This is a genomic window from Nocardioides sp. Z38_18 (assembly GCF_058215695.1).
Window position 1 is genome coordinate 1,145,548 of the sequence record NZ_JBZAJE010000002.1, and the last position, 21,463, is coordinate 1,167,010.

The window sequence follows — 21,463 nt, forward strand, 5'->3', positions numbered from 1 at the left end:
CCGTTCCGGGCTTTGAGATCGCGGTCACACGGGAAACTTCACTGGTCGGTGCGGCCTCAGGCCATCCCGACGCCGGCGAGGTGCCCGATGCCGTAGGTGATCGCCATCGCCAGCACCCCACCGCACACGTTCCTGACCACGGCCGGGCGCAGCCTCGCGCCGCCCATCTTGGCGCTGGTGAAGCCGGTCAGGGCCAGCGCGACGGTCACCGCGGCCACCGTCACCACCGCACGCAGGCTGGGCGAGAACAGCAGGATGGTGACGAGCGGGAGGATGGCGCCGAGGGTGAAGGAGATCAACGAGGCCCAGGCCGCCTGCCACGGGTTGGTCAGCTCGTCCGGGTCGATCCCGAGCTCGATGTCCAGGTGCGCGCGCAGGGCGTCACCGCCCGTCAGCTCGACGGCGACCTGTTTCGCGAGGTCGGCGCTGAGCCCCTTCTGGCGGTAGAGCTCGGCCAGCTCCGCCAGCTCGTCCTCCGGCTCCTCGGCGAGCTCGCGGGTCTCCTTCTCGATCAGGGCCCGTTCGGCGTCGCGCTGGGTGCTCACCGAGACGTACTCCCCCGCTGCCATGCTCATCGCGCCCGCGACGAGCCCGGCGAGCCCGGCCACGAAGATGGTCTGCCGGTCGGTGGTGGCGCCCGCGACGCCCATCACCAGTCCCGCGACGGAGACGATCCCGTCGTTGGCGCCGAGCACCGCCGCGCGCAGCGCGTTGAGCTTGCCGCTCACCGACTCCGAGTGTGGCTCGTCCGCGTGCCCACCGATGGGCGGGACCTGTACGGCGGGAGGGGAAGACATGACCACCATGCTCCCGCCCCGGAGGAGGCCCCGCAACGAAGGCGAGGCTCCACTCACTCCGGCCCGAACCCCGGGCTCGTCAGGCCGGACGGGTCAGGCCGGACGGGTCAGGCCAGCATCTCCTCGACCCAGGCCGGCACGAGCTCGGTGGCAGGTCCCTGCCGCACCTGGGCGAAGTCGCTGAACGGGTCGGCCGCCAGGTTGAGCTCGAGGGTGTCGGCCCCGTTGCCGATCGCGTAGTGCACCAACGCGGCTGCGGGATAGACGGTCCCGGACGTGCCGATGGCGACGAACAGGTCGCAGTCGAAGACCGCCTGCTGCAGCTCGTCCATGCCGTAGGGGACCTCCCCGAACCAGACGATGTCGGGCCGCAGGGACCGGCTTCCGCACGCGGGGCAAGGGGGACGGTTCCCGAGGTCGCCGTCCCAGTCGAAGCGCCGGTCGCACGCTCTGCACCAGGCCGCGCGGAGCCGACCGTGCATGTGGTGCACCTGGCGGGAGCCGCCCCGTTCGTGCAGGTCGTCGATGTTCTGGGTGACCAGGTAGAGGTCCTCACCGAGGTGCTCCTCGAGCCGGGCCAGCGCGACATGGGCGGCGTTGGGCTGCACCCGCCCGAGCACCGCCCGGCGCTCGTCGTAGAACCGCTGCACCAGGTCCGGGTCGTACGCGAAGGCCTCCGGGGTGGCCACCGTCATCGGGTCGTGGCCGTGCCAGAGACCGTCGGCGTCGCGGAAGGTGGGCAGGCCGCTCTCGGCCGAGATCCCGGCACCGGTGAGCACGACGACCTTCACCAGCGCAGGCTATCGGTCCGGGCCGGCAGGTCGGCTCCCCTGCGGCCCGGACCCCGATCGCCCTAGCTGCGAACGGCCCGGCCCACCACCGGCACCACGGTGAGCAGCGGGATCAGCAGGACCGCTCCGGTCAGGACGGCGTAGGACACCAGGTCGACCGGCGGCACCGCGGCGCCGAGCAACCCGCCGCTGACACCGAGGACCGCGGGTACGACGGCGACCGTGCCGATCACCCACGCCGCCAGGCCTGCGACCACCGCCTCGACCGTCGCCATCGCCAGCAGTTGGCGGCGGGTGGCGCCTGTGCGCCGCAGCAGGTCGAGCTCGGCACGCCGTCCGGCCGTGGTCAGCACCAGGGCGTTCGCGGCGGCGATGCCCACGAACAGGAGCAGCGCGAGCAGCAGGAACGTGGACAGGTCGCGGCCGGCGTCGCCCTCGACGGTCGCGGCGTCGACGTACTGGCTCTCGGTGAGTGCCGTCAGCCCGAGGTCCTCGACCGCGGCCCCGGCGCCGGGGTCGGTTGTGCGGACCAGCACCGTGTCGGGCTGCACCTCGACCCCGTGGGCCGTGGGTGTGCCCTCGCCGACGAGGTAGGAGCCGAAGCCCAGGCCGCGGTCGTAGACGGCGACCACCGTCGCTGCGGACTCGGTGTCGCCCCAGCGGAGCATGAGCTTCTCGCCGACGTCCTTGCCGCTCTCCAGGCGGGCGTCCCGGCTGATCGCGACCGTGTCCTTCTCGTCCAGGCGGTCGAGGTCGCCCTCGACGACCCCGGGGTCGAGCGTCTTGTGCACGCCCTCGGCGGGCAGGGCACGGGCCTGCACGGCCTCCCAGGAGAGTGCGGAGAACCCGGGGACGTCCTCGTCGTCGACGCGCACCTCCGCGGGGACCGTCGCCAACGGGGCCACCGAGGTGACGCCGGGAAGCGCCGTGAGCTCGGGAAGCCGGTCCTCGAGGTCGCCGCCGGTGACGACCAGGTCGGCGCGCAGACCGTCCTGGAGCTGCCGGACAGCGGCGGCCGAGACGGTGTCGTCGACCGTGCTCTGCACCGCACCCACCGAGATCACCAGGGCGAGCGGCACCACCGCGGTGGTCAGCCTGCGGGAGAAGCCACGGGTGTTGGCCAGGGCCAGCCGGGTGGCCGGTCGGCCCCGGACCCTGCCGGTGGCGCCGAGGACCCACGCCACCAGCACGGGCCCGCCGAGGGCGGCGGCGCCGACCAGCAGGAACGCCGAGACCGCGGCCGCGGCGCTGCCGATCGCGCCGGGCACCACCAGCGGGCTGAACGCGGCGACGAGCCCGCTGACCGCCACGACGAGGGCCGCCGTCCGGCGGACCGGCCCGATGCCGGCCGGCTCCACCACGCTCTGGCGGACGGCTGTGGTCGGCGGGGTGCGCAGCGTCTCGCGGGTCGCGAGCCGGGCGGCCACGAATGCGACCGGCAGCAGGAGCAGCGTCGCCCCCAGGACGGGGATGGGCGTGATGGCCATCTCGAAGCCCGGGTCCACGATCTCGCCGTCGGCGAGCATCGGGGTGAGCAGCCGGACCCCGAGCAGGCCGGGTACGGCGCCGAGGGGTGCGGCGACCAGGGTGATCAGCACGACCTCGTAGCCGACCAGTCGTCGTACCTGCTGGCGGGTCGCACCGACCGCACGCAGCAGGGCGAAGTCACGCTGCCGCTGGCGCAGGCTGAGCGAGACGGTCGCGGAGACGACGAAGACCACGAGCAGCACCGCCGTCCCGGAGAACGACGTGGCCAGGGCGACCAGCATCGCGCCCTCCTCGCCGGCGCGGGTCCCGGCCTCGATCAGGGCACCGGTGCCCGAGAGCAGGATGCCGGCGAGGGTGAGGACCAGGAAGGTTCCGGCCAGCGCGGGCAGGTGTGCCCGGGCCCCGGAGCGAGCCAGACGCCACATCGTGCTCACCGCCCCAGACCGAGCATGCGGGCGGTGACCTGCTCGGCGGTCGGGTCCTCGAGCTGGTCGACGAGGTGGCCGTCGGCGAGGAAGAGCACCCGCTCCGCGGTGGCGGCGACCTGCGCGTCGTGGGTCACCACGACCACGGTCTGCCCCAGCCGGCGGGCGGTCTCGCGCAGCAGCGCCAGCACCACCGTGCCGGTGCGCGAGTCGAGCGCGCCCGTCGGCTCGTCGGCGAAGACGACCGTCGGCCGGGAGAACAGCGCCCGTGCGATCGCGACCCGCTGTGCCTGCCCGCCGGAGAGCTCGCCGGGGCGTCGGCCCTCCATCCCGGACAGGCCGACGGCGTCGAGCAGCTCTGCCTGCCAGCGCAGGTCCGGCTCGTGACCGGCCAGCATCACCGGGAGCTGCACGTTGTCGGCGACGCTGAGGTGCGCGACCAGGTTGTAGGACTGGAACACGAAGCCGACGTGCTCGCGGCGGAAGCGGGTCAGCGCGTCCGGGGAGAGCGTGCTGATGTCGCGCTCGCCGACGGTCACCCGGCCGCTGGTGGGGACGTCGAGGCCGGCGGCGCAGTTGAGCAGGGTGGACTTTCCGGAGCCGGAGGGGCCCATCACGGCGGTGAACGATCCGGTGGGCAGGCTCAGCGAGACGCCGCGCAGGGCGTGCACCGGCTCGGCGGCCCCGTCGTACTGCTTGTGCACGTCGAAGAGCCGGACGGCGACACCTGACGTGGGCCGTGGACCGGTCCTGATGCCGGTCTGGGTGCCGGTCTGGGTGCCGGCCGTGGTGCCGGTCTGGGCGGGGGTGGAGGCAGTCATCGGGGACTCCTGGGTCGAGGTCTGGGTACGCCTTCGACGCTAGGGATCCGCACCGGTGTCCCGCGAGAGCCGTTGGATGGAGATCGTGAGGTTGCATCCTTCGATGCAAGCGGCTCAGTCGGGGACTGCTGCGACCTTGTTCTGGTAGGCCCAGACTGCAGCCTGAAGCCGGGAACGCACGCCCAGCTTGGGCATCATCCGGGCCAGGTGGGACTTCACCGTGGAGGTCTCCAGGAACAGCTCTGCGGCGATCTCGTCGTTGGACATGCCCTGGGCGAGGAGCAGCAGGATGTCGAGCTCGCGGGCGGTGAGCAGCTCCGAGGCGCGCCCCGCGGTCACCGGCCGGGTCTCGCGTCGGGTGACCACCTCGCGCAGCACCCGCTTGGTCAGGGCGTCGTCGAGGGTGCCGTTGCCACGGGCGACGGTGCGTACGGCGGCGACCAGCACCTCCGGCTCGGCGTCCTTGAGCAGGAACCCGGACGCACCGGCCTCGAGCGCACCGAACAGGTAGTCGTCGATGTCGAAGGTGGTGAGCACCAGCACCGGGACCGGGTCGGCGACGCCCGGCCCGCACAGCTCCCGGGTGGCGCTGATGCCGTCCTGCCCGGGCATCCGCACGTCCATGCACACGACGTCGGGACGCCACTTGCGCGCCGCCGCGACCGCCTCGTGCCCGTCGGCGGCGAGCGCCACCACCTCGATGTCGGACTCGGCGCCCAGCAGGGTGCCCAGTCCGGCGCGCACCAGCGGCTGGTCGTCGGCGACCACGACCCGGATCATGCGTCCTCGCTCTCCCGCTCGGGCCCGTCCGGGCCGGCCTCGAAGTCGTGTTCCCGCGGGATCCGGAGCGTGACCTGCCACCCGCCGTCGGCCGTGGAGCCGTGCTCCAGGCTCGACCCGGTGAGCTCGGCCCGCTCGCGCATCCCCACGAGCCCGAATCCTTCCCTGCTCGCGGGGGCCGGGGCCACGTCGGGGGCCTCGTTGCGCACCGAGACCAGCACCGCGTGCAGATCGCGGTGGTCGACCACGACCTCGGCGCGTGCGCCGGGTGCGTGCCGCGCGGCGTTGGAGAGCGCCTCCTGGACCATCCGGTAGGCGGCGAGCTGGGCGAGCGGGCCGACACCGGTCGTCCTGGAGTCACCGAGCACGGTGAGGCCGACGTCACGGCCGGCCGCGGTGGCGTCCTCGACGAGGGCGGAGACGCCGGCCAGCGACTCCGGGCGGGTCCGGGTGGGGTCGGTGGAGTCGGCGTCCTGCTCCCGCAGCAGGCCGACCAGCCGCCGCAGGTCGCGCAGCACGGAGGTGCTCTGCCGGCGTACCTGCGCGACCGCGTCCTTGGCGCCGGCGGGGTCGGAGTCGATCTGGGTGCCGATGGCCGCGGTCATCACCGCGATCCCGGAGAGGTGGTGGGCCGCGATGTCGTGCAGCTCGCGGGCCATCGCGGTGCGCTCCCGGGCGACCGCGGCCTGCACCAGCGCGTCCCGCTCGCGGGCGAGCGCAGCGACCTGGCTCTCCCGCGCCAGCCGGGTCTCGCGGCGGGCCACGAGGAGGACCGCGACCACGAGCGGCAGGCCGATCGTGCTCAGCCCCTGGAGCAGACCCGCACCGATGGCGGCGCCGGGACCGTCCCCGGTCCGCAGCGCGGCCGCCGTGACGCCGGCGACGACGAGTGCTGCGGCGCCGAGGAGCACGGGCCAGGCCTTGGAGACCGGGTACCGGAGCCCGACCGAGAGCACCCCGACGAGCACCGCCAACGTGGCCACGCCGGTCGCGTCACCCAGTCCGCAGGCAGCGGCCACGGGGACGCCGGCGGCCACGGCGAGCAGCACGGCACGGGGCGACGTACGCCGCCACCGCAGCAGGGCGCCCTGCACCAGGAGCGTCACCACCCCCAGCCACCAGCCGAGCCCACCGGTCTCGGGCAGCACGAGCGCCGACACGGGGTCCGCCGCGTCGAGCACGGGCGCGGCCGCCAGCGCGGCGACCGAGATCACCGCGCAGGAGACCGCGACCAGCCAGTCACCGGTCCGGCCGGGGACAGGACCGTTGCCTCGACGACTCACGCCCGGCAGCCTACGGCGCGAGCCCGCGCGGCTGCCGCGCCCAGGGGTGATGTCTAGGCGGGCCGGGACGCGGCGAACAGGCCGTCCACCGTCTCCTGCTGGTCGAGCGCGAAGGCGAGGTCGGCGAAGCCGTCGGTCTGGTCGCCGAGGACGGGACGCACCACCAGGTCCAGCTTGGCCCGCAGCTGCTCGTCTGTCATCGGCTTCGCGGTGCTGCCGGTGGCGTGCTCGATCACGACCTCCTCGATGGTGCCGTCGACGAGCTCGGCCCGCACCGTGCAGGCATCCTTGGCCACCGAGGCGTCCAGGGTGGCGCTGACCTTGCGGCGCAGCTCGACCACCTGCGGGTCAGCGGCCCGCTCGTCGGTGTACTGCGCCGGTCCGGCCGCGCCGTCGAGCAGTCCGATGGCGAAGCAGTGGTAGACGGAGAACTTGCTGCGCAGGCCGGACTCGGGCTCCTGGACCCCCATGACGTCGAGCACGACGGGGTGCACCACTGCCTCCACCGACACGATCCGCGTGGGATCGATCCCACGGTCGCGCAGGACGACGGCTGCGTCGATGACGGGGTGGCTCACGATCCCGCAGCTGTAGGGCTTGAACGCGTTGTCGTCGGTCTCCCAGGTGGTGCCGAGGTCGCGCACCATCTCGTCGAGGTCGAAGCTCGGCGACATCAGGGCAGCGAGTCCACGCCGGCCCTCGATCGCGGCGTCGGGACCGGTGAAGCCGCCGGCCGCGAGCAGGGCGGCCTCGACGCCGTCGGCGGCTGCCTTGCCGGGGTGGAGCGACTTGGTCATCGAGCCGAGCTGCTCGGTGTGGGCCGCCGCCTGGGTCGCGGCGAGGGCGAGGACGTGCCCCATCCGCTCCGGGTCCAGGCCGAGCAGGCGGCCGGCGGCGAGGGCGGCCCCGAGGTGTCCCATCGTCCCGGTGACGTGCCAGCCGCGGTCGAAGTGCGGCGTGCCCAGCCCGTTGCCGACCCGGCTCGCGACCTCCACGCCCACCACGACGGCGGTGAGGACGTCCTGCCCCGAGCGGCCCTGCTGCTCGGCGACGGCGAGCGCGGCGGGGACGACCGGCGCACCGGGGTGCAGCACCGTGCGCAGGTGGGTGTCGTCGAAGTCCTCGACGTGCATCGCCTGACCGTTCACCAGTGGCGCCCAGGTGATCCCGAGCCGCTCGGAGCGACCCAGCACCGAGCTGTTCCCCTGGAGGCCGAGGCCGGCCAGGGTGCGCAGGGTCCGCTCCACCGCGTCGTGGCGGCTGGCGCCAACGGCGAGTCCGGCCACGTTGCCCGCGGTACGGCGCGCCGCTGCCCGGGTCGTCTCCGGGATGTCGTCCCAGGTCAGCTCGCTGGCGAAGCGGGCCAGCTCCTCGGTCACCGCTCGTGCGTCGGTCATGAGTCCTCCGGGGTGATGGCGGTCAGCAGGGCGGTGACGGTGGAAGAGGTGACCAGGGAGCGGGTCGCCTCGATGATCTGCGGTGCGCACCCGGGCATGGCCTGGTCGACCAGCGCCGTGGTCTTGGCGTCCAGCTCGGCATCGGTCATCGGCCGCTCCAGGCTGCCGCGCGCGTCGGTGACGCTCTCGGCGACGACCCGGCCGTCGGCGAGGTCCACCTCGACGGTCGCGGCTGCGCGGGCTGTGCTCTCGTCGGGCACCAGGGTGGTCCGCGAGCGCATCTCGACGAGCTCGTCCGCGCGGACTCGTTCGTCGTCGTACTGCCGGAGGCCGACGACGCCGTCGACCAGTCCGGCAGCGACGCCGTGGATCGTGGAGAACCGCGCGGCGAGCCCGGTCTCGGGCGTCGGGTTGCCGGTGAGCTCGACGACGAGGGGGTGGCAGCGCACCCGGACAGCGACGGGCTCCGCGCCGTCGAGCACGGCGTGCAGCCGCTCGGCGGCCTCGATCGCCGGGTGGCTGACGATGCCGCACGGGTAGGGCTTGTAGGTGTTGTCCAGGAGCTCCCAGCGCTCGCCGAGGCCGTCGGTCAGCCGGGTCAGGTCGACCTTCGGGGTGAGGCAGGCGAAGTAGCCGCGCGGGCCCTCGAGGGCGGTCGGCGAGCCGGTGAAGCCCTCGGCGGCCAGGCTCGCGGCGAGCAGCCCGTTGGCGCCGGCCTTGCCCGGGTGGAAGGGCTTGACCATCGTCCCGAACCCCTGGCGGTGGCCCAGGGAGAGGCTCGACGCGATGGCGATCGCGTGCCCGAGCTGCTCTTCGTCGAGGTGCAGCAGCAGGCCGGCGGTGACGGCGGCGCCGATCCCGCCGACGGTGCCGGTGATGTGCCAACCCTGGTCGTAGTGCCACGGGGTCATCGCGACGGCGACCCGCAGCTGGGCCTCGATGCCGAGCGCCACCGCGTCGATGAGCTCGACACCCGGCACGTCCTGGCGGGAGACGAGCGGCAGCGCGGCGGACAGCACGGCCGCAGCGGGGTGGACGACCGTCGCGAGGTGGGTGTCGTCGAAGTCGTCGAGGTGGGCGGCCGAGCCTGTCGCCAGCGCTGCGCCCATGGCGTCGAGCCGCTCGCGCCGGCCGGGCACCGGGCAGTCGCGCTGCGTCGTGTCGGTGCCCAGGGACGTCGCGACGAGGATGTCGATCGCCTCGTAGCCCGACGCCCCGATCGAGGTGCCGAGCACGTTCAGCAGGGACCGGGTGGCCTCGTCGCGAACCGTCGGACTCAGTCCGGACCTGCTCAGCTGGGTCAGCCCGCGGGCGAGCTCTCGGGTGGTCGTCATGGCTGCTCCGGGGTCGACAAGGCTGTGCCTCCGTGGGCTGGATGGGGAAGTCGGGAGCCAGACGCCGGTTGGCGCTCCGGTGCTCCCATGAGACGATGACCTCAAGTCGTACTGTACACACGATATATGATGTTGAGGAAGGCTGGCCAATGCCACCGAACACGTCCTCCGCCGCACGGCGTCGTAACCGCTTGCCGCTGAGCGACGAGGTGGCCGCCCACGTCCGGGCGCAGATCATGTCCGGCCAGCTGCAGCCCGGGGAGTTCGTCCGGCTGGAGAAGGTCGCGGACGACCTGGGGATCAGCGCGACCCCGGTGCGCGAAGGGCTGCACGCCCTGCGCGGTGAGGGTTTCCTCGACTTCGAGCCACGGCGCGGCTTCGTGGTGGCGCCGCTGTCCCCCGACGACATCGAGGACCTGTTCCTCGTCCAGGCCGACATCGCCGGGGAGCTGGCCGCACGGGCGGCCGTCGCCTCGACCCCCGAGGTGGTCGAGGAGCTGCGGCGGCTCCAGACCCAGCTCGACCAGGCCACCGCCGACGGGCGCAGCGAGGACGTGGTCGACCTCAACCACCAGATCCACCGCACCATCAACGTGCTCGCGGCCGCGCCCAAGCTCTCGTTCCTGCTCAGCGTGGCGGTGCGCTACGTGCCGCAGCCGTTCTTCAACACCATCGAGGGCTGGGTCTCCGCCGCGGTCCACGACCACGACAAGGTGTTCTCGGCCATGGAGGCCAACGACGCGGAGGCCGCCCGCGAAGGCATGCGGCAGCACATCCTCAACGCGGGCAACCTGCTCGCGGACCACTTCCGGGCCGAGGCGGACAAGAAGCCGCAGCCGCCTGTCCGCAAGGGACGCTAGGCGTCCCTCCCGGCCCCGCTCAGCCCAGGCCGCGGGCGACGAGCTGGTTGACGATCACGTTGCGCTGGATCTCGTTGGTGCCCTCGCCGACGAGCATCAGCGGGGCGTCGCGGAAGTAGCGCTCCACGTCGTACTCGGTGGAGTAGCCGTAGCCGCCGTGCACCCGGATCGCCGACAGCGTGATCTCGGCAGCCGCCTCCGAGGCGAACAGCTTGGCCATGCCGGCCTCGAGGTCACTGCGCTCACCGGCGTCGTACTTGCGGGCGGCGTGCAGGACCAGCTGCTGGGCGGCGACGAGCTTGGTCGCCATGTCGGCGAGCATGTTGCCGACGGACTGGTGCTTCCAGATGGGCTTGCCGAAGCTCTCCCGCTCCTGGGCGTACCGCAAGGAGTCGTCCAGAGCCGCCCGGGCAACGCCGGTGGCACGTGCCGCCACCTGGATGCGGCCCACCTCCAGCCCCTTCATGAACTGGGTGAACCCCTTGCCCTCCTCCTCGCCGAGCAGCGAGGTGAGCGGGGTGCGGAAGTTGTCGAAGGACAACTCGCAGCTCTCCACGCCCTTGTAGCCGAGCTTGGGCAGGTCGCGGGAGACGGCGAACCCCGGCCCCTTCTCGACCAGCAGGATGCTCATCCCCCGGTGGGCCGGAACGGCCGTGGGGTCGGTGCGGCACAGCAGCGCCACGAGCTGGGAGCGGCGGGCGTTGGTGATCCAGGTCTTGGAGCCGTTGACGACGTAGCTGTCGCCGTCCTTGGCCGCCACCGTGCGCAACGCCTGGAGGTCCGATCCGCCACCCGGCTCGGTGAGCGCCATCGTGGCCCGGATCTCGCCGGTCGCCATCTTCGGCAGGTAGCGCTGCTTCTGCTCCTCGGTGCCGTGGGCGAGCAGGAGCTTCGAGACGACGGTGTGCCCGCCCATGGCGCCGGCCAGGCTCATCCACCCGCGGGACAGCTCCTCGGTGACGAGCGCGTAGCAGACGGTGGAGACCTCGACGTCGCCGTACGGCTCCGGGATGGCGAGGCCGAAGATGCCGAGCTGCTTCATCTGCTCGATCAGCTGCTCGGGGTACTCGTTGGCGTGCTCGAGCTCCGAGGCGATGGGGCGCACCTTGCGGTCGACGAAGTCGCGGACCGTCGCGAGGATGGCCTGCTCCTCCTCATTGAGGTCGGTCATGGGGATTCCTCCGGGTGGTGGTGGCAGCGTGCTCAGGACGTGGTGATGCAGGAGAAGCGGTGGTGGCCGCGGGCGAGGCCCGGCGGCGGGCGTCGGTTCACACCGAGCCGACCTCGCGGAGCCGGATGACCTGCTCGGCGGTGTAGCCCAGGGAGGTCAGGACAGCGTCGGTGTGCTCACCGAGGGCCGGCACGGGGTCCATCCGGGCCTCGGCCGAAGGCGTGGAACCGGGCGGGAGCAGGGCCTGCACCGGGCCGCTCGGCGTCTGCACCGTGCGCCACCGGTCGCGGCCCTCCAGGACGGGGTGGTCCAGCAGGCCGCGTACGTCGTTGACCCGAGCCGAGGCCACCGCCGCGCGCTCCAGCCGCTCGAGCACCACCGACCCCTCGAGGTCGGCGAAGCACCGGCTGATCAGCTCGTTGAGCGGGATCCGGTTGGCCACCCGGGCCGATCCACGCGAGAAGCGGGGGTCGACCGCGACGGCCGGGTCCTCGAGCACGGTCGCGCAGAACGAGACCCACTCGCGCTCGTTCTGGATGGCGAGCAGGACGGTCGAGCCGTCGCCGGTGGTGAACGGGCCGTACGGCGCGATGGTGGCGTGCTCCATCCCCACGCGCGCCGGCTGCGTCCCCGAGCCCGCGGTGTAGTGCGCCGGGGCGCCCATCCACTCGGCGAGGGACTCGAACAGGGAGACCTCCACCCGGCGGGCCACTCCGGCCGTCGCGCGGGCGTAGAGGGAGGTGAGGATGCCGCTGAAGGCGTACATGCCCGCCGCGATGTCGGCCACGGAGATGCCGACCTTGGCCGGCTGCTCCGGAGTGCCGGTGAGCGAGACCAGTCCGGCCTCGCACTGGACCAGGAGGTCGTAGGCCTTGCGGTCCGACCAGGGCCCGTCGCTGCCGTAGCCGCTCACGTCGCAGACGATGAGGTCGGGGAACCGAGTGGCGAGCGATGCGGCGTCGAGCCCGAGGCGCTCGGTGGCGCCGGGGGCGAGGTTCTGCACGAAGACGTCCGCGGTCCCGAGCAGGCGCTCCAGCATGGCCCGCCCGCCCGGTGACTTCACGTCACAGGTGACGGACTCCTTGGACCGGTTGAGCCACACGAAGTAGCTGGCCTCGCCGCCGACCGTCTCGTCGTACGCGCGGGCGAAGTCGCCCACCTCGGGCCGCTCCACCTTGATGACTCGGGCGCCGAGATCGGCCAGCTGACGAGTGGCGAAGGGAGCGGCGACGGCCTGCTCCAGGCTGACCACGGTGATGCCGGCCAGCGGCAGACTCGTCATGCGTGAGTACAGGTCGTAGGCATTTCTGTATAATATATGTGATTGTAGATGTGTCAACCCGCCCAGCACCCGCCGAAGGAGCCCGCCGTGGCAACCACCGGACCACTGCTCCCCCGTCGTCGCCGTTCGTCCCTGTGTGTCCCCGGGAGCGAGTCGCGCAAGGTGGAGAAGGCGCTCGCCTCCGAAGCCGACGAGGTGGTGATCGACCTCGAGGACGCCGTGGCGGTGGGCGCGAAGGACAGTGCCCGCGACGCAGTGGTGGAGATCCTCGAGAGCCAGCAGCTGCGGGACCCGGCGCAGATCGCGGTGCGGGTCAACGCGCCCGGCACGCCGTGGTGCCACCTCGACCTGCTGGCCGTGGCCGGCCTGACGCGCCCGCCCGGGAGCGTGGTGCTGCCCAAGGTGGAGTCCGCCGGTGACCTGGCCTTCGTCGAGCGGCTGCTCGACGGCGCGCAGGCGACAGCCGGTACCGGGCACCGGATCGGCGTGCAGGCGCTCGTCGAGACCGCGGGCGGCGTGGCCCGGGTGGCGGAGATCGCCGGAGCCGGCGGCCGGCTGGAGGCGCTGCTGCTGGGCTATGCCGACCTCGCCGCCTCCCTGGGCCTGCGTGCCGAGGGAGACGAGCTCGCGGCCCTGTGGCTGCCCGTGCAGTCCGCCGTGCTGGTCGCGGCACGCGCGGCAGGGCTGCAGGCCATCGATGGCCCCCACCTCGGCATCCGCGACGACGAGCCCTTCCGGGCCGCGGTCGGACACACCCGCGCCCTGGGCTTCGACGGGCGCTGGGCGATCCACCCTGCCCAGGTACCCGCCATCAACGAGCTGCTCTCCCCCTCGGCCGAGGAGGTGACGCACGCACGGGCGGTCATCGCAGCCCTGGAGGCGGCGGACCAGGACGGCGCCGGAGCCGTCGCCCTCGACGGGCAGATGCTCGACGAGGCCCTCGCCGTCTCCGCGCGCCGCGTGCTCGCCTCGGCCGGAGTGCCGGCATGAGCGCCGCCGGCGTGCGCCTCGTCGCCGAGGGGCCCTGGTTCGAGGAGCTGCGCCCCGGTCAGGTCTTCGACCGGGCACCGGCCGTCACCCTGACCGACGGCCTGGCCGCCGCCCACCAGGCGGTCGTAGGCAGCCGGATGCGCCTGGCGCTCGACCACGACCTCAGCCGCCGCGTGACCGGCGAGACGCAGCCGCTCGCCCCGCCCGCACTGGTCTGGGACGTGGCGATCGGCTCCTCGACCACCGTCACGCACCACGTGGTCGCCAACCTCTTCTACCGCGGGCTCGTGCTGCGCCGGGCACCGCTGCTCGGCGACACCCTGCACACCCGCACCGAGGTCGTCGCGCTGCGGCAGAACACCGTGCGGCCCGGGCGCCGCCCGACCGGGCTGGCCGCACTCCGGATCACGACCGTCGACCAGCACGACCGCCTGGTCCTCGACTTCTGGCGCTGCGCGATGCTCCCGCTCCGCGACCCCGAGGTCGTCACCGGGTACGCCGACGACCTGGCCCTGGTCGGGTCCGACGCGATCGTGCCCGGCGGCTCGGAGTGGACCGGTCCCACCGCGGCCTGGCGTCTCGACGCGTTCCGGGACGCGGTGCCGGCGCAGGGACAGGTCGAGGTCCGCGCCGGCGACGTCTGGGAGGTGGCCGGGGGCGACGTCGTCTCCAGTGCCCCCGAGCTGGCCCGGCTGACCACGAACGTCGCCCGCACGCACCACGACGACGCCGCCGGCCCCGAGGGCCGGCTCGTCTACGGCGGGCACACGATCGGGATCGCCCTGAACCAGGTGCTGCGCGCCCTGCCCGACCTCGTCACGGTGGTCGGCTGGCGCAGCTGCGACCACCTCGGCCCGGTCCACGAGGGGGACACGCTGACGAGCACGGTCGAGGTGGAGGAGGTCTCGCCGCTGCCCGACGGCCGGCTGGTCCAGCTCCGCTCCCGGGTGACGGGCCGGTCGCAGCCCGGCGGAGACGAGACACCGGTGCTCGACTGGCGGTTCGCGGCCGTGCTGGCCTGACGGCGACCACGCGCCACAGCGGTCCGATGTGATATCACATATGACATGCCGGACCTCCCTTCGCTGACCCGTCAGCTCGCCGCCGTACTCGCCCGACCCGTGAGTGCGGAGGACCGTGCCCTCGCTGCCGTGCACCTCGAGGACTGGGTGGGTGCCGTCGCCGCTGCGCTGACCCGCCCCGAGGGCCAGGCCGTCGTCGCCTACACCCGCTCACAGCGCGGGGCGGGAGCGACGGCGCTCGGCGCCGGGGAGGCGAGCGAGGCGAGCGCGGCCTTCCACACCGGGGCCCTCGCGATCGCCCTCGAGCTCGACTCCAACGACCGCGAGGGCAAGCTGCACGCCGGACCGGTCGTGATCGCCGCTGCCCTCGCGACCGCCGAGGCGACCGGGGCGAGCGGGACGGCGCTGCTCGACGCGATCGTGCGCGGCTACGAGGCCGCAGTCAGGGTCGGCCGCTCGGTCGGCCCCGGGCACTACCACTTCTTCCACAACACCTCGACGTGCGGCGGGTTCGGGGCAGCGGCGGCGGTTGCGTCGCTGCTCGGCCTCGACGAGGAGCAGACCACGCACGCGCTCGGCCTCGCCGGCACCACGGCCGGCGGCTTCTGGCAGGTCCGGATGGAGCAGGCAACGGCGAAGCTGGCGCACGCCGGTCGCGCCGCCGAGGCGGGGATCACCTCGGCACGGCTCGCCGCTGCCGGGCTCACCGCACCGGCACACGTGCTCGAGGGCGAGCGCGGCCTGTACGCCGCGACCGCACCCGACGCGGACCCCGCTGCCATCACCGCGGCGCCCGACGGTCCCTGGCTGATCCACGAGTCGTCGCTGAAGCCTTGGGCCTGCTGCCGCCACGCCCACCCGGCGATCGACGCCGCCCTGGAGCTCCGCACCGGCCTCGCCGGCGAGCCGATCGAGCACGTCGAGGTCTCCGGGTACGCCGACGCCCTGGCCTTCTGCGACCGGCCGGTGCCCACGACCAGCGGCGAGGCCCGGTTCTCGTTGCAGCACGTGATCGCGTGCGCGCTGCTCGACGGTGAGCTGGAGCTGCCCGCCTTCGACGAGCCCTTGCTGTCCCGCCCCGACGTCGCCGCGCTGCGCGAGCGGGTAGTGCTGCGGGTCGACCCCGCCCTCGAGGCCGCCTACCCGGTCGCCTGGGGCGCCACGGTCGCCGTGACCACCCCTACGCGCACGCTGACGGTGGCCCGTGACGAGGCGCTCGGCGACCCGGCGCGGCCGTTGTCACTGTCCGACGTACGACGCAAGACCGCACGGCTGCTCGCAGCCTGGTCGGACGACGCCACTCTCCCGGCAGCGCTGGCGGGGGCCGTCGACGAGCTGCTCGCCGGTGCGCCCGTGGCCGCCCTGACAGCAGTGCTGCGGGCGGCCGACGAGCGTCAGTCCAGCGAGGACGCCGCGGCGTACCAGTCGTAGACCTCGCCAGGCGTGGCGAAGACGGTGTCGTCCCTGGCCTGCAGGGCGTCGAGCACCTGGAGCAGGTAGGGGAACCGGTGCGGCACGCCCAGCAGGTGCGGGTGGAGCGGGAGCGCGAGCACCCGGGGACCGTCCGCCAGCTCCGCGGTGAGCACGTCCAACGTGTCCCGGACCCGCTGGGCCCACTCGGTGGCGGTCTGCTTCTCGACCGCGAAGACCACGCTGTCGTTGAGCTCGAGGTTGTAGGGCACCGCGACGAGAGGGCGGGACGCGGTGCGCACCACCGTCGGTACGTCGTCGACGCACCAGTCGAGCACGTAGTCGATCCCGGCCTCGGCCAGCAGGTCGGGCGTCCGGAACGTCTCCTGCAGCCCGGGCCCGAGCCACCCTCGGGGACGCACCCCGGTGGCCTCGGCCAGCATCGACAGCGAGGTCTCGATGACCTCGCGCTCGTCCGCCGCACCGTGCAGGGACTCCTGGCGGACGCCGTGCCCGATGAACTCCCAGCCGCTGGCGAGGAGCACCTCGAAGGCGCGGGGGTAGTCCTGCACCACCGCGGCGTTCATGCTGATGCCGCCCGGCAGGCCGCGCTCGGCGAAGGCCTTGAGCATCCGCGGCAGACCTGCCCGCATGCCGTACTCGACCCAGCTGAAGTTCGGCACGTCGGGGATGTTCTCCGTGCCGTGCGGGGCCGAGATGATCTTGCGCGGCATCGGCCGGTCGAACGGCCAGGTCTCCACGTTGATGACCGGGCAGATGACCAGGCGCCGTCCCCGGAGCTCGGGCAGCGCCGGCAGGTCACCGGCCAGCGCGTGCTCGATCGCCTTCCCGGCAGCGGGTCCGGCTGCGGACGAAGCGCTCATCCGCGCGCCTTGCCGAGGTAGGCCTCCCGGACACGTGTGTCGTGGTGGAGCTCCTCGGAGGTGCCCTCCGCCATCATCTTCCCGGTCTGCAGGACGTAGCCGCGCTCGGCGGTGCGCAGCGCGTACTGCGCGTTCTGCTCCACGAACAGCACGGTCGTCCCCTGGGCGCTGATCTCCTTGATGATGTCGAAGATCTCGGCCACGATCAGCGGCGCGAGTCCCAGCGAGGGCTCGTCGAGGCAGACCAGCTTGGGACGCGACATCATCGCGCGGCCCACGACGAGCATCTGCTGCTCGCCACCGCTCATCGTCCCGGCGTTGGAGTCGGCCCGGCGACCGAGGTGCGGGAAGCGCTCCAGCACCTCGTTCGCGGCCTTCGTCAGGGTCTTCCGGTTCTCCCGGTGCCTGAATCCGCCCATCATCAGGTTCTCGCGCACGCTCATGAACGGGAAGACGTGCCGCCCCTCGGGCACCAGGGTCAGGCCGAGCTCGACCCGCTTGTGCGTGGGGAGGTGGGTGATGTCCGTCCCGTCGAAGGTGATCCGGCCGGACTTGACCGGGATCAGCCCGGCGACCGCGGCCATGGTGGTGGTCTTGCCGGCTCCGTTGGAGCCGATCAGGGTGACGACCTCACCTTGGTCGACGTGGAAGGTGATGTCCTCGCAGACCACCACGTTGCCGTACGCGAGGGTGACTCCCTCGACCGTAAGCAGCCGACTCATCCGACGACCTCCTCGCCCAGGTAGGCCCGGATGACTTCCGGGTCCTGTTGGATCTCGCTTGGGGTCCCCTGGGCGAGCTTCTTGCCGAAATTCATCACGACGATCTTGTCCGCGACGTCCATCACCAGGTCCATGTTGTGCTCGACCAGCATGATCGTGATCCCCATGTCGCGGATCTGCCGCAGCCGGTCGACCAGGTGCTCGGCCTCGGCGAGGTTCAGCCCCGCACCCGGCTCGTCGACACAGAGCAGCTTGGGCTTGGTGGCGAGCGCCCGGGCAATCTCGAGCATGCGCTGCTGGCCGTAGGACAAGGTGTCGGCCTGGGCGTCCTGGAGGTGCCGCAGGCCGACCAGGTCCAGGAGGGCCAGCGAGGACTCCCGCGTCTCCGCGACAGCCTCACGGACCGCCCGTCCGCCGAACAGGTGCCGCCACGGCGGCAGTGTCGCGGAGGACTGCGCGCCGATCACGACGTTGTCCATCACCGAGAGCGCCTTGAACAGGCGGATCTTCTGGAACGTGCGGGCCACGCCACGACGACTCATCGCGATGGCGTTGGCGTCGGTGACGTCCTGGCCGTCGAACCGCAGTGTCCCGGCCGTGGGCTGGTAGGTGCCGCTGACCAGGTTGAACATGGTCGACTTGCCGGCGCCGTTGGGACCGATCAAGGCGAGCACCTGGCCCTCGTCCACAGTGAACGAGACCCCGTCGATGGCGGTCACGCCACCGAAGCGCTTCTTGACCTCGGAGACCTCAAGGAGTCCCATAGGACACCTCCTCGGTGTTCTTGAAGGTGGGCGGTGGAAGGTCGTCGGCCCCGGCTCGTGACCAGCCGAGCTTCGAGCGGACCAGGGCGCCGATGCCGGCGAGCCCTTGGGGGAAGAAGAGCACCGTGAGCGTCAGGGCCAGGCCGAACACGATCAGCCGGTACTCCGTCCCGACCTCGCGGAGCGCCTCGGGGGCGATGGTCAGCACGAGTGCACCCAGCACCGGGCCCACCAGCGTCCCGGAGCCTCCGACGATCACCATCGCGAGCAGCGTGAACGAGACGGTCAGGATGAACGACGACGGCTCGAGGATCCCGACGTACCCGGCGTACAGGCCGCCGGTGAGTCCGGCGATGACCGCGGAGAGGGTGAAGGCGAAGCTCTTCCAGGCGAAGCTGCGGATCCCGAGCGACAGGGCCGAGACCTCGTCCTCGCGGATCGCGGTGAGCGCGTCACCCATGGGCGACTTGATCATCCGCCGGATCACGACGTACCAGAAGATCGCGAAGACCCCGGCGAGGAGCAGGTAGGCGGCCTTCACCCCGAAGTCGAGTGACATGCCACCGCCGAGCGGGATGTCCGGCGGTCCGGGGATGCCGGGGATGCCCTGCGGGCCACGGGTGACCGAGATCCAGTTCATCAGCGTGGAGTACACGATGACGGCGAACCCCATGGTCGCGATCGCCAGGTAGTGCCCCTTGAGCCGGAGCGTGAACGCGGCCAGGACCATGCCACACACCCCCGCTGCCAGACCACCGACGAGGAACGCGGCCCAGAAGGACCACTCGTAGGTCGTGGTGAGGATGGCGAAGGTGTAGGCGCCGACGCCGAAGAAGGCGCCGTGCCCCAGGGCGAGGAGGCCGGTGTAGCCGACCACCAGGTTCAGCGACATCGCCAGGGTCACGTTCAGCAGGGCGATGATGACCACCTGCTGCCAGAACGAGCCGGTGATCAGCGAGGGCAGGGCCATGACGATCACCAGCGCGCCGATGATCGGCAGCGAGCTGCGGATCCAGGCGTGGCGTGACAGCAGTTCAGACATTCTCGTCCACCCTCTCGGCGATGAGTCCCGTCGGCCGGACGGCCAGGGTGAGCAGCAGGATGCTGAAGATGACCAGGCTGGACAGCCCCGCCTGCAGGTATCCCGTCACCAGTGACTCGATGACGCCGACCAGCAGGCCGACGATGATGGTGCCGTTGACGTTGCCGAAGCCGCCGATGATGACGGTGGCGAAGGCCAGCACGATGATGTTCGCGCCCACGAGGGGCTCGATCACCAGCAGCGGACCGAGCAGGCTGCCACCGAGGCCGGCGAGCGCCGAGCCGATGATGAACGTCATCAAGATGATCCGGGAGACGTTCACCCCCATCAGCGAGGCCGCCGGAGCGTCCTGGCTGACTGCCCGCATCGCTCGTCCCGTCGCCGTGGAGCGCAGGAAGACGAACAGCGCGACGATGGCGGAGACGGAGACCACGAAGATGATGGCCCGCTGGTAGCTCAGGTAGAGCCCACCGATCTCGATGGTCGACTGCGTGTAGGGGCTGGCGTACTGCTTCGGGTTGGGACCGAAGAACAGCAGCGCCAGGTTCTGCAGCAGGATCGAGGCCCCGACCGTGGCGACCAAGGGTCTGAGCTGGTCGGTCTTCTTTTTTCGTAGCGGTCTGAAGATGGAGAACTCGATCAGCACGCCCATCAGGCCGCCGACGACCGTCGCCATCACCACGGAGAGTGCATACGGCAGGTTCAGCTGGTCGACGCCGAGGAAGCCTGCGAAGGCTCCCAGCATCAGGAACTCGCCGTGGGCGAAGTTGATCTGGACGAGCACACCGTAGATCAGCGTGAGCCCGAGGGCCACGATGACGTACAGGCTGCCCTGGATCAGGCCGTTGAGGAGTTGTTGCAACAAGGTCGTCATGGAATCTCCAAGGTCACCGGACGGGGAAGGACTCGGTCACCAGTCGAGCGAGACGAGGGAGCCGTCCGCCTTGGTCTGGACGTAGTGGATCGTGTCCATCTCGATGTTCTGCTGCTCGTTCGGGCAGGAGCAGGTGTCCTCGTCGTTCTTCTCGAAGGTCACCGTGCCGGTCACCCCTTCGAAACCCTCCAGCTCCAGCAGACCGGCCTGGATGTCGGCGGGCGCGGTGCTCTCCTGGGACTTCGCCGCCTCGGCGATGACCATGACCGCGTCGTAGGTGTGGGCCGAGATGTGGTTGGGGACCTCCTTGAACTTCGCCTTGAAGTCCTTGAGGAACTGTGTCGCTGCTGCGTTCGGGTCGTTGGGGTCGAACTGCACGATGCGCACGAAGCCCTCGGCCGCACCCTTCGCGACCTTGTCCTCGAAGCCCATCGGCAGCCAGATCGTGCTGATCTGCACAGCGCTTCCGCCACCGCCCTTGGTGACGCGCGCCTGCGCCAGCGAGTTGGTGATGTTCACGCCCTGGCCCTCGATCGTGTACGTCGGGATGACGTCGACGTCACCGAGCGCGGCGACCCGGGTGGCGATGGAGGTGAAGTCCTGGACCTCGCGGTCGAAGCCGATGGTGTCGAGGACCTTCCCTCCGTCCTTCTCGAAGAACTCCTTGAAGACCTCGGCGTTGCCGATGCCGGCGTCGGTGTTCTCGTGCAGGATCACCGCGGTCTTGGCGTCCATCTTCTCGATGGCCTGGGACGCGATGTCGGCGCCCTGCATGACCTCGTTGGGCATGATCCGGAACATCCAGGGGTCACCCGGGTCCGTCACAGCCTTCGCCGAGGACCCCGGGGTCACACCGGGGATCTCCTCCTGCGTGAGGACGGGCATCATGCCGAGGGTCGAGCTGGAGCACTCGTCGCCGAGGATGGCGTTGGCGCCGTCGGCGATCACCTTCTCGGCAGCCTGCTTCGCCCCGAGGGGGGTGCACTGGCTGTCGGAGAAGTTGACCTTGATCGGCTTGCCGTTGATCCCGCCGTCCGCGTTGACCTGGTCGACGGCGAGCTCGGCGCCCTTCCGCGCAGCGACCCCGAAGTACGCCGCGGGACCGGCGAGAGGCAGCACGGCTCCGATCTCGAGCGCGTCGTTCTTGTCGCGGGACGAGCTCGACCCGCTGTCGTTCTCAGAAGAGATGGCGCCGCAACCGGCGAGCAGCAGGCAGCCCGTCGCCATTGCCGCGACCAGGCTGGTCCGTCGTGTCCGCATCGAGTGCTCCTCTTGGGGGTTGAGTGATGTTGGTTTGGTTGCTTGTGGGGTCGTGCCTCGTCGGAA

The 21,463-nt window shown here is 71.8% G+C and carries 20 protein-coding genes; 4 read left to right on the plus strand and 16 right to left on the minus strand.

The window, feature by feature from the left end; translation table 11 throughout:
- Nucleotides 1-56: 56 nt before the first annotated feature.
- The 8 genes from AC4BGC_RS16655 to AC4BGC_RS16690 all read right to left on the minus strand — a co-directional run bounded on the left by AC4BGC_RS16655 (nt 57) and on the right by AC4BGC_RS16690 (nt 9,116).
- The gene (locus AC4BGC_RS16655) at nt 57-797 is read right to left on the minus strand and encodes a VIT1/CCC1 transporter family protein (protein WP_490547324.1); all 741 of its coding nucleotides are present in this window, start codon (nt 795-797) and stop codon (nt 57-59) included.
- Between the two features lie 107 nt (nt 798-904).
- Nucleotides 905-1,588: an NAD-dependent deacylase gene (locus tag AC4BGC_RS16660; protein ID WP_490556723.1), complete on the minus strand. Its 684-nt coding sequence runs from the start codon at nt 1,586-1,588 to the stop codon at nt 905-907.
- A gap of 62 nt (nt 1,589-1,650) precedes the next feature.
- Nucleotides 1,651-3,501 (minus strand): FtsX-like permease family protein, encoded by a 1,851-nt coding sequence (locus AC4BGC_RS16665; RefSeq protein ID WP_490556725.1) that lies wholly within the window; start codon nt 3,499-3,501, stop codon nt 1,651-1,653.
- Between the two features lie 5 nt (nt 3,502-3,506).
- Complete coding sequence (locus AC4BGC_RS16670) at nt 3,507-4,322, minus strand: ABC transporter ATP-binding protein (protein WP_490556728.1); 816 nt, start codon at nt 4,320-4,322, stop codon at nt 3,507-3,509.
- A gap of 114 nt (nt 4,323-4,436) precedes the next feature.
- Nucleotides 4,437-5,102, minus strand: a complete 666-nt coding sequence (locus tag AC4BGC_RS16675) for a response regulator (RefSeq protein WP_490556730.1) — start codon at nt 5,100-5,102, stop codon at nt 4,437-4,439.
- A complete protein-coding gene (locus AC4BGC_RS16680; protein ID WP_490556733.1) occupies nt 5,099-6,385 on the minus strand; it encodes a sensor histidine kinase in 1,287 nt (428 codons plus the stop codon). The genes AC4BGC_RS16675 and AC4BGC_RS16680 overlap by 4 nt, the downstream gene beginning before the upstream one ends.
- Before the next feature lie 53 nt (nt 6,386-6,438).
- Entirely contained in the window at nt 6,439-7,782 is a 1,344-nt protein-coding gene (locus AC4BGC_RS16685) for an MmgE/PrpD family protein (protein ID WP_490556735.1), read from the minus strand.
- On the minus strand, nt 7,779-9,116 hold the full coding sequence (locus AC4BGC_RS16690; protein ID WP_490556736.1) for an MmgE/PrpD family protein: 1,338 nt from the start codon (nt 9,114-9,116) through the stop codon (nt 7,779-7,781). Before AC4BGC_RS16690 ends, AC4BGC_RS16685 begins: the two co-directional genes overlap by 4 nt.
- Nucleotides 9,117-9,265: 149 nt before the next feature.
- On the opposite strand from AC4BGC_RS16690, the gene AC4BGC_RS16695 reads away from it, so the two are divergent.
- Nucleotides 9,266-9,976, plus strand: a complete 711-nt coding sequence (locus tag AC4BGC_RS16695) for a GntR family transcriptional regulator (protein ID WP_490556737.1) — start codon at nt 9,266-9,268, stop codon at nt 9,974-9,976.
- Nucleotides 9,977-9,995: 19 nt separating this feature from the next.
- Here AC4BGC_RS16695 and AC4BGC_RS16700 read toward each other — a convergent pair whose 3' ends face one another.
- Together AC4BGC_RS16700 and AC4BGC_RS16705 are read right to left on the minus strand one after the other, a co-directional pair.
- Nucleotides 9,996-11,147 (minus strand): acyl-CoA dehydrogenase family protein, encoded by a 1,152-nt coding sequence (locus AC4BGC_RS16700; RefSeq protein WP_490547315.1) that lies wholly within the window; start codon nt 11,145-11,147, stop codon nt 9,996-9,998.
- Between the two features lie 97 nt (nt 11,148-11,244).
- Nucleotides 11,245-12,429, minus strand: a complete 1,185-nt coding sequence (locus tag AC4BGC_RS16705; RefSeq protein WP_490556739.1) for a CaiB/BaiF CoA transferase family protein — start codon at nt 12,427-12,429, stop codon at nt 11,245-11,247.
- A gap of 87 nt (nt 12,430-12,516) precedes the next feature.
- Between AC4BGC_RS16705 and AC4BGC_RS16710 the strand changes: the two genes are divergently transcribed.
- Genes AC4BGC_RS16710 through AC4BGC_RS16720 form a run of 3 tightly spaced genes read left to right on the plus strand, consistent with a single transcriptional unit; the run spans nt 12,517 to nt 15,872 of the window.
- On the plus strand, nt 12,517-13,419 hold the full coding sequence (locus tag AC4BGC_RS16710) for an HpcH/HpaI aldolase/citrate lyase family protein (protein WP_490556741.1): 903 nt from the start codon (nt 12,517-12,519) through the stop codon (nt 13,417-13,419).
- Nucleotides 13,416-14,441, plus strand: coding sequence for a MaoC family dehydratase (locus AC4BGC_RS16715; RefSeq protein ID WP_490556743.1), 1,026 nt, complete (start codon nt 13,416-13,418; stop codon nt 14,439-14,441). The genes AC4BGC_RS16710 and AC4BGC_RS16715 overlap by 4 nt, the downstream gene beginning before the upstream one ends.
- Before the next feature lie 45 nt (nt 14,442-14,486).
- Nucleotides 14,487-15,872, plus strand: coding sequence for an MmgE/PrpD family protein (locus AC4BGC_RS16720; RefSeq protein ID WP_490556744.1), 1,386 nt, complete (start codon nt 14,487-14,489; stop codon nt 15,870-15,872).
- On the opposite strand, the gene AC4BGC_RS16725 is transcribed toward AC4BGC_RS16720, so the two are convergent.
- The 6 genes from AC4BGC_RS16725 to AC4BGC_RS16750 are packed head-to-tail and all read right to left on the minus strand — an operon-like array spanning nt 15,836 to nt 21,397.
- A complete protein-coding gene (locus tag AC4BGC_RS16725) occupies nt 15,836-16,735 on the minus strand; it encodes a polysaccharide deacetylase family protein (protein ID WP_490556745.1) in 900 nt (299 codons plus the stop codon). The two genes, AC4BGC_RS16720 and AC4BGC_RS16725, sit on opposite strands and share 37 nt — an antisense overlap.
- Nucleotides 16,732-17,457: an ABC transporter ATP-binding protein gene (locus AC4BGC_RS16730; protein ID WP_490547309.1), complete on the minus strand. Its 726-nt coding sequence runs from the start codon at nt 17,455-17,457 to the stop codon at nt 16,732-16,734. The genes AC4BGC_RS16725 and AC4BGC_RS16730 overlap by 4 nt, the downstream gene beginning before the upstream one ends.
- Nucleotides 17,454-18,221 carry an ABC transporter ATP-binding protein gene (locus tag AC4BGC_RS16735; RefSeq protein WP_490547308.1) on the minus strand — a complete coding sequence of 256 codons (768 nt, stop codon included), beginning with the start codon at nt 18,219-18,221 and terminating at the stop codon, nt 17,454-17,456. Before AC4BGC_RS16735 ends, AC4BGC_RS16730 begins: the two co-directional genes overlap by 4 nt.
- Complete coding sequence (locus AC4BGC_RS16740) at nt 18,208-19,263, minus strand: branched-chain amino acid ABC transporter permease (protein ID WP_490547307.1); 1,056 nt, start codon at nt 19,261-19,263, stop codon at nt 18,208-18,210. Before AC4BGC_RS16740 ends, AC4BGC_RS16735 begins: the two co-directional genes overlap by 14 nt.
- Nucleotides 19,256-20,137 carry a branched-chain amino acid ABC transporter permease gene (locus AC4BGC_RS16745; RefSeq protein ID WP_490547306.1) on the minus strand — a complete coding sequence of 294 codons (882 nt, stop codon included), beginning with the start codon at nt 20,135-20,137 and terminating at the stop codon, nt 19,256-19,258. Before AC4BGC_RS16745 ends, AC4BGC_RS16740 begins: the two co-directional genes overlap by 8 nt.
- Nucleotides 20,138-20,173: 36 nt before the next feature.
- Nucleotides 20,174-21,397, minus strand: a complete 1,224-nt coding sequence (locus AC4BGC_RS16750; RefSeq protein ID WP_490547305.1) for an ABC transporter substrate-binding protein — start codon at nt 21,395-21,397, stop codon at nt 20,174-20,176.
- Nucleotides 21,398-21,463 lie beyond the last annotated feature (66 nt).

Coding starts and splice junctions, on each gene's coding strand:
- AC4BGC_RS16655 (WP_490547324.1), bottom strand. CDS start 797: ATGTCTTCCCCTCCCGCCGTACAGGTCCCGCCCATCGGTGGGCACGCG.
- AC4BGC_RS16665 (WP_490556725.1), bottom strand. CDS start 3,501: ATGTGGCGTCTGGCTCGCTCCGGGGCCCGGGCACACCTGCCCGCGCTG.
- AC4BGC_RS16670 (WP_490556728.1), bottom strand. CDS start 4,322: ATGACTGCCTCCACCCCCGCCCAGACCGGCACCACGGCCGGCACCCAG.
- AC4BGC_RS16675 (WP_490556730.1), bottom strand. CDS start 5,102: ATGATCCGGGTCGTGGTCGCCGACGACCAGCCGCTGGTGCGCGCCGGA.
- AC4BGC_RS16685 (WP_490556735.1), bottom strand. CDS start 7,782: ATGACCGACGCACGAGCGGTGACCGAGGAGCTGGCCCGCTTCGCCAGC.
- AC4BGC_RS16690 (WP_490556736.1), bottom strand. CDS start 9,116: ATGACGACCACCCGAGAGCTCGCCCGCGGGCTGACCCAGCTGAGCAGG.
- AC4BGC_RS16695 (WP_490556737.1), top strand. CDS start 9,266: ATGCCACCGAACACGTCCTCCGCCGCACGGCGTCGTAACCGCTTGCCG.
- AC4BGC_RS16700 (WP_490547315.1), bottom strand. CDS start 11,147: ATGACCGACCTCAATGAGGAGGAGCAGGCCATCCTCGCGACGGTCCGC.
- AC4BGC_RS16705 (WP_490556739.1), bottom strand. CDS start 12,429: ATGACGAGTCTGCCGCTGGCCGGCATCACCGTGGTCAGCCTGGAGCAG.
- AC4BGC_RS16715 (WP_490556743.1), top strand. CDS start 13,416: ATGAGCGCCGCCGGCGTGCGCCTCGTCGCCGAGGGGCCCTGGTTCGAG.
- AC4BGC_RS16720 (WP_490556744.1), top strand. CDS start 14,487: ATGCCGGACCTCCCTTCGCTGACCCGTCAGCTCGCCGCCGTACTCGCC.
- AC4BGC_RS16725 (WP_490556745.1), bottom strand. CDS start 16,735: ATGAGCGCTTCGTCCGCAGCCGGACCCGCTGCCGGGAAGGCGATCGAG.
- AC4BGC_RS16730 (WP_490547309.1), bottom strand. CDS start 17,457: ATGAGTCGGCTGCTTACGGTCGAGGGAGTCACCCTCGCGTACGGCAAC.
- AC4BGC_RS16735 (WP_490547308.1), bottom strand. CDS start 18,221: ATGGGACTCCTTGAGGTCTCCGAGGTCAAGAAGCGCTTCGGTGGCGTG.
- AC4BGC_RS16740 (WP_490547307.1), bottom strand. CDS start 19,263: ATGTCTGAACTGCTGTCACGCCACGCCTGGATCCGCAGCTCGCTGCCG.
- AC4BGC_RS16745 (WP_490547306.1), bottom strand. CDS start 20,137: ATGACGACCTTGTTGCAACAACTCCTCAACGGCCTGATCCAGGGCAGC.
- AC4BGC_RS16750 (WP_490547305.1), bottom strand. CDS start 21,397: ATGCGGACACGACGGACCAGCCTGGTCGCGGCAATGGCGACGGGCTGC.